Source organism: Okeania hirsuta (genome assembly GCF_003838195.1).
GTDB lineage: Bacteria > Cyanobacteriota > Cyanobacteriia > Cyanobacteriales > Microcoleaceae > Okeania > Okeania hirsuta.
This window is the reverse complement of record NZ_RCBY01000388.1, coordinates 1-4511: the sequence shown is the minus strand read 5'-3', so window position 1 is coordinate 4511 and position 4511 is coordinate 1. Positions and strand designations below refer to the sequence as shown.

The following is a 4511-nucleotide window of genomic DNA, read 5'->3' as shown; positions in this document are numbered from 1 at the left end:
CCTTCTTCCTTACCTTTGCTATACAAGACCGATGCTACCGGACATGATATGATTTATCAAAATAATATGGGTCTAATATAAAATCCGGTTATACAGTTATCGCACTTTCTACTTCCATTCAATGCAGACATAAAATGCCGGAATATCCCCAGATCACTCCAACTCTCATCCTTTCTGACTCCTGACTCCTGACTCCTCTCATCATACAATAACTAATTATCCAGATAAGATCAGGACTTACGCAAATTCTTAGACAGTACGCTATCAGTAGGGTGCGAATGCCATTCGCCCCTACAATATATGGCGCTTGGTGCGTAATTCCTGATAATATGGGTCGTGCAACCCCGCCTTTTAAGGCGCAATATTTTTGGAGAGTTGCTCACGCATCCCCATTACAAAAATAAATTCTGTAGGGGCGTTAAAGTTATGTTTCCTTGTTGCTAAATATCAACGCACCATCTTCAAGTGCCCCATGACGAATCATTTTCTTGTCGCGCTGATAGTTCTGCGGGTAGATCCAGGGTTCGCAGTCACCCTGCTTCGGGAATAAGTGCACCACGCGCTGCATATAGCCAGAAGAAAAATCTTTGATTAAAGAGTATGCTTGCATCTTCCTATCTTGATCGCGCAGACGTGGCGTACACTGACTAAATCCCATCTCGTCCATGTAGTTAATCAACCGACATACATATTCCGCCACGAGTTCGGCACGCAGAGTCCAGGAAGCATTGATGTAGCCAAAGACCGAGACCAGGTTCGGTATATCCGAATACATCATACCCTTATAAGTATAGGCATTCGGAAATTCAATTGCCTGGTTGTCTACACTGAATTGCACGCCACCGAGTATAATCATGTTTAGCCCTGTCGCTGTAACAATGAGGTCAGCTTCTAACTCTTTGCCCGATTTCAGGAGTATACCCTTCTCAGTGAAGGTCTCAATTATATCAGTGATGACGGAGGCATTACCTGACTTGATTGCCTCAAATAAATCGCCGTTCGGTGCGAGACAAAGGCGCTGGTCCCAAGGGTTGTAGCGTGGGGTGAAATGAGTCTCGACATCGTAGTCATCTCCAAGTTCTTTGCGGACCAGCTCGAGCAGTTTCTGCTTAACCTTCTCAGGTTTCGTGCGCGTAGCACGGTAAAGTAATTGTTGGCGTTGGATATACTTCCAACGAAGTATAGCATAAGCCAGCTTTTTGGGCATGAACTTGTTTAAGAGATTGGCAAGCACATCAGACTCAGAGTTTGAGACAACATAAGTAGGCGATCGCTGCAACATTACTACGTGTTTTGCATCCTTTGCAATTTCCGGGATTAGGGTAATTGCAGTAGCCCCAGAGCCAATGACAACCACTTTCTGATCGCGATAGTTGAGGTTTTCTGGCCAATCCTGTGGATGAACTATTTCCCCCTTGAAGGACTCCATCCCTTTGAATTTAGGTGTATAACCCTCTTTGTAACTGTAATACCCAGAACACATTAGAAGGAAGTTGCAGCTAAAGAGAAGGGTCTCAGCCGTCTTCTTGCATTCAGTTTCAACTGTCCAGACAGCGCGATCGCTTGACCAACTAGCTTTCTTCACCAGGAGACTATAGCGAATGTGTTTGTCAATGCCGTTCTCGGAGGCTGTTTCCTGAATATATTTCAAAATTGATGGCCCGTCAGCAATAGATTTGGCTTTGGGCCAGGGCTTAAAGCTATAACCCAGGGTATACATATCACTATCGGAGCGGATGCCTGGATAACGGAAGAAGTCCCAAGTTCCGCCCATTGAGTCTCTACCTTCCAGAATGATGTAGTTTTTGCTGGGACACTTGAGCTGTAGATAGTAAGCGGCTGCGATACCAGAAAGTCCAGCTCCGACAATTGCAATATCAAAGTGTTTCGTGGACATGATTTAATTCTCCTCTCTTCTTATTTGGCTGCGAACCCGCTCACCTCACTGTTTTTTACATTCTAAATCTTCTACGCGAAAAAAAATATATACAGCTAACTGTCTTACCTTAGAATTAAGCACGTCAATATAAGTGAGTTATCATACAACCAAATCAGATGACCGAACTAAATCACGCTACAGTAGTCCTGACTGGTGCCACAGGGGGTTTTGGCCAGGAACTTACGCGCCAGTTATTACAAGCTGGCAGCCATTTAGTCCTGAGCGATATCAAACAAGATTCTCTAGATGAGCAAGCTTCTAAAATAACCAGCGAAATCACTACAGGGAAAATAATTTCTTGTATTGAGAGCGATCTTTCTCACCGCGAAGGCTGCTTGAATCTCTACGATCGAGTTAAAGCATTAGATATACCCATTGATATTTTAATTAATAATGCGGGAATAGGATTATTTGGTCGGATGGACGAAGTTCCCCCTGATAAATGGGAACGGTTGATGCAGGTCAATTTACTAGCACCAATGCGGTTGAGTTCTCTTTTTGCTGCAGGGATGATCGAGCGCCAAAAAGGACACATTGTCAATATTTCTTCTCTAGCAGGTTGGATAGGTGCTGGGGGAATGGCTCACTATTCCAGCAGTAAATTTGGCTTGCGTGGTTTTAGTGAAGGACTTTTTAATGAAGTAAAAAGCTATAATGTTAAAGTCACTGTTGTTTATCCCTTTTTCAGTCGTACCCCTATTCTTCTCTCGGAACGTTATGGAACGCTAGCTCAAGGCAAGGAAGGTTTTCCTGAACGCTTCGCAACTAATCCAGCTAAAGTAATGGAAAAAACAATTAAAGCCATTGTTCGTAACCAACTTCATGTATTTCCCGATGGAGCAGCTCAAAGTTTGCATATTTTCAAGCAGTATTTCCCTGGGTTGGTTGATTGGATTAGCGATCGATTGATTTGAAATCAAAAGACAATCTAATATCAAATCTGGTTAAACAGTTATAGAATGGTTAAGTCAGGAGGGGTTAGGGGTGGGTTGACTCCTAAGAAATACCCTAGATATTTGTAGCAAACATTTATCAATTTGGTATTATACAGCATTTGTAAGGGTTAACGGCCGTTAACCCTTACAATATCTGGTAGTTATGTGTCAATCCTAGTGTTATACCTGAAAGCTGATAGCTGATAGCTAGTTAAAAATTAATTCCATTCAGCTAAAACAATTTTTCCAATAGTTCTACCCTTTTCAAGACGTTGATGAACATCCCGTAGATTTTTAGCATCGATCGGTTTGACTACCTCATTGCAAGTTGTAACAATTACACCATCTTCGATCAGTTGACTCAACTCATTAAGTAAATTGCTTTGCTCTGCCATATCTTCTGTTTGATACATGGAGCGAGTAAACATAAATTCCCAAACAAAGCCAGCACTCTTACTCTTCAAAGTATTCATATCTAGCGGTTGTTCGTTTTCGACAATGGAACAGATCGTGCCTTGGGGTTTAATCGCTTTAGTCATAGCTTGCCAGTGACCATCGGTGTCATTCAAGCACAGAATATAATCGACATTTTGATAACCAACTTTATCAATTTCTTCCGCAAGATTATTGCGATGATTGACCACCTCATCAGCACCAAGTTTTTGACACCAAGCGATAGTTTCAGGACGAGAAGCTGTAGCAATAACATTCAGCTTGGCTAACTTTTTCGCTATTTGAATCGCAATAGAACCAACTCCCCCTGCACCATTGATAATTAAAATTGATTTACCCGCATCTGCTCCTTTTTGATCAATATTCAATCTTTCAAATAGAGCTTCCCAAGCAGTGATACCAGTAAGAGGAAAAGCTGCTGCATGAGCAAAATCTAAATTCTGGGGTTTGCGACCAACAATTCTGGCATCCACTAAATGAAATTCGCTGTTGCTACCAGGACGAGTAATATCTCCTGCATAATAAACCTCGTCTCCAGGTTGGAATTCTGTTACTGCTTCTCCAACTTCTACCACGATACCTGCTGCATCCCAACCAAGAATGCGGGGTTCGGATTCAACTTTATCTTTAGGTGCGCGGACTTTAGTATCTACTGGGTTAACAGAAATTGCTTTAACCTGTACCAATAAATCTTTGCCTTTAGCTGTGGGTTTAGGAATTTCAACGTCTAATAGACTATTTTCGTTGTTAATCGGTAAATATTGAGTTAAACCTACTGCTTTCATAGTTTTTACCTCCAAATTTTAAATATTATGGCGCTACGCGCTAGGGAATAGGGAATAGGGAATAGGGAATAGGGAACAGGGAACAGTAGACTGTCAAAGGGTTTTCGGTGCGGAAACGCTCCGCGAACAGGATGGGTAAATGTCTTAACCTTAATGCGTAGTGCTATATTAGCTAGCTTATTAGGATCGGGCGAGGTTACTTCTTGGACTACGCCGGAATAACGTCGAACTTGCCATTCGTGCGTATATAGATGATGCTCTCCTCTGTTGCTTTAGACGAGACTTGATGCACCGACTCTTCCTTCAAGGTGAAATAACTGCCCGGCACCAAGGTCTTGAGATCGGTCTCACTCGTCACTTGGTACTGTGGTTGACCCTGGATTACCACAGCATGGAATG

4 protein-coding genes are annotated in these 4511 nt (G+C 42.5%); 1 reads left to right on the top strand and 3 read right to left on the bottom strand.

All coding sequences use genetic code 11. The features are described 5' to 3' along the window. Window positions 1-424: 424 nt before the first annotated feature. Window positions 425-1897 (bottom strand): flavin-containing monooxygenase, encoded by a 1473-nt coding sequence (locus tag D5R40_RS30645; protein WP_124155708.1) that lies wholly within the window; start codon window positions 1895-1897, stop codon window positions 425-427. Window positions 1898-2055: 158 nt separating this feature from the next. Between D5R40_RS30645 and D5R40_RS30640 the strand changes: the two genes are divergently transcribed. Further along, window positions 2056-2853, top strand: coding sequence for an SDR family NAD(P)-dependent oxidoreductase (locus D5R40_RS30640; protein ID WP_124155707.1), 798 nt, complete (start codon window positions 2056-2058; stop codon window positions 2851-2853). 239 nt (window positions 2854-3092) lie between these two features. Here the strand turns inward: D5R40_RS30640 and D5R40_RS30635 are convergent, their stop codons facing one another. Both D5R40_RS30635 and D5R40_RS30630 read right to left on the bottom strand, forming a co-directional pair. Beyond that, on the bottom strand, window positions 3093-4112 hold the full coding sequence (locus D5R40_RS30635) for a zinc-binding alcohol dehydrogenase family protein (protein WP_124155706.1): 1020 nt from the start codon (window positions 4110-4112) through the stop codon (window positions 3093-3095). Window positions 4113-4320: 208 nt separating this feature from the next. Then, a partial coding sequence (locus tag D5R40_RS30630; protein WP_124155705.1) for a DUF4437 domain-containing protein occupies window positions 4321-4511 on the bottom strand: 191 nt, incomplete at its 5' end.

Excerpts from the sequence above, each read along its gene's own strand:
- D5R40_RS30645 (WP_124155708.1), bottom strand. The coding sequence starts at position 1,897 with ATGTCCACGAAACACTTTGATATTGCAATTGTCGGAGCTGGACTTTCT.
- D5R40_RS30640 (WP_124155707.1), top strand. The coding sequence starts at position 2,056 with ATGACCGAACTAAATCACGCTACAGTAGTCCTGACTGGTGCCACAGGG.
- D5R40_RS30635 (WP_124155706.1), bottom strand. The coding sequence starts at position 4,112 with ATGAAAGCAGTAGGTTTAACTCAATATTTACCGATTAACAACGAAAAT.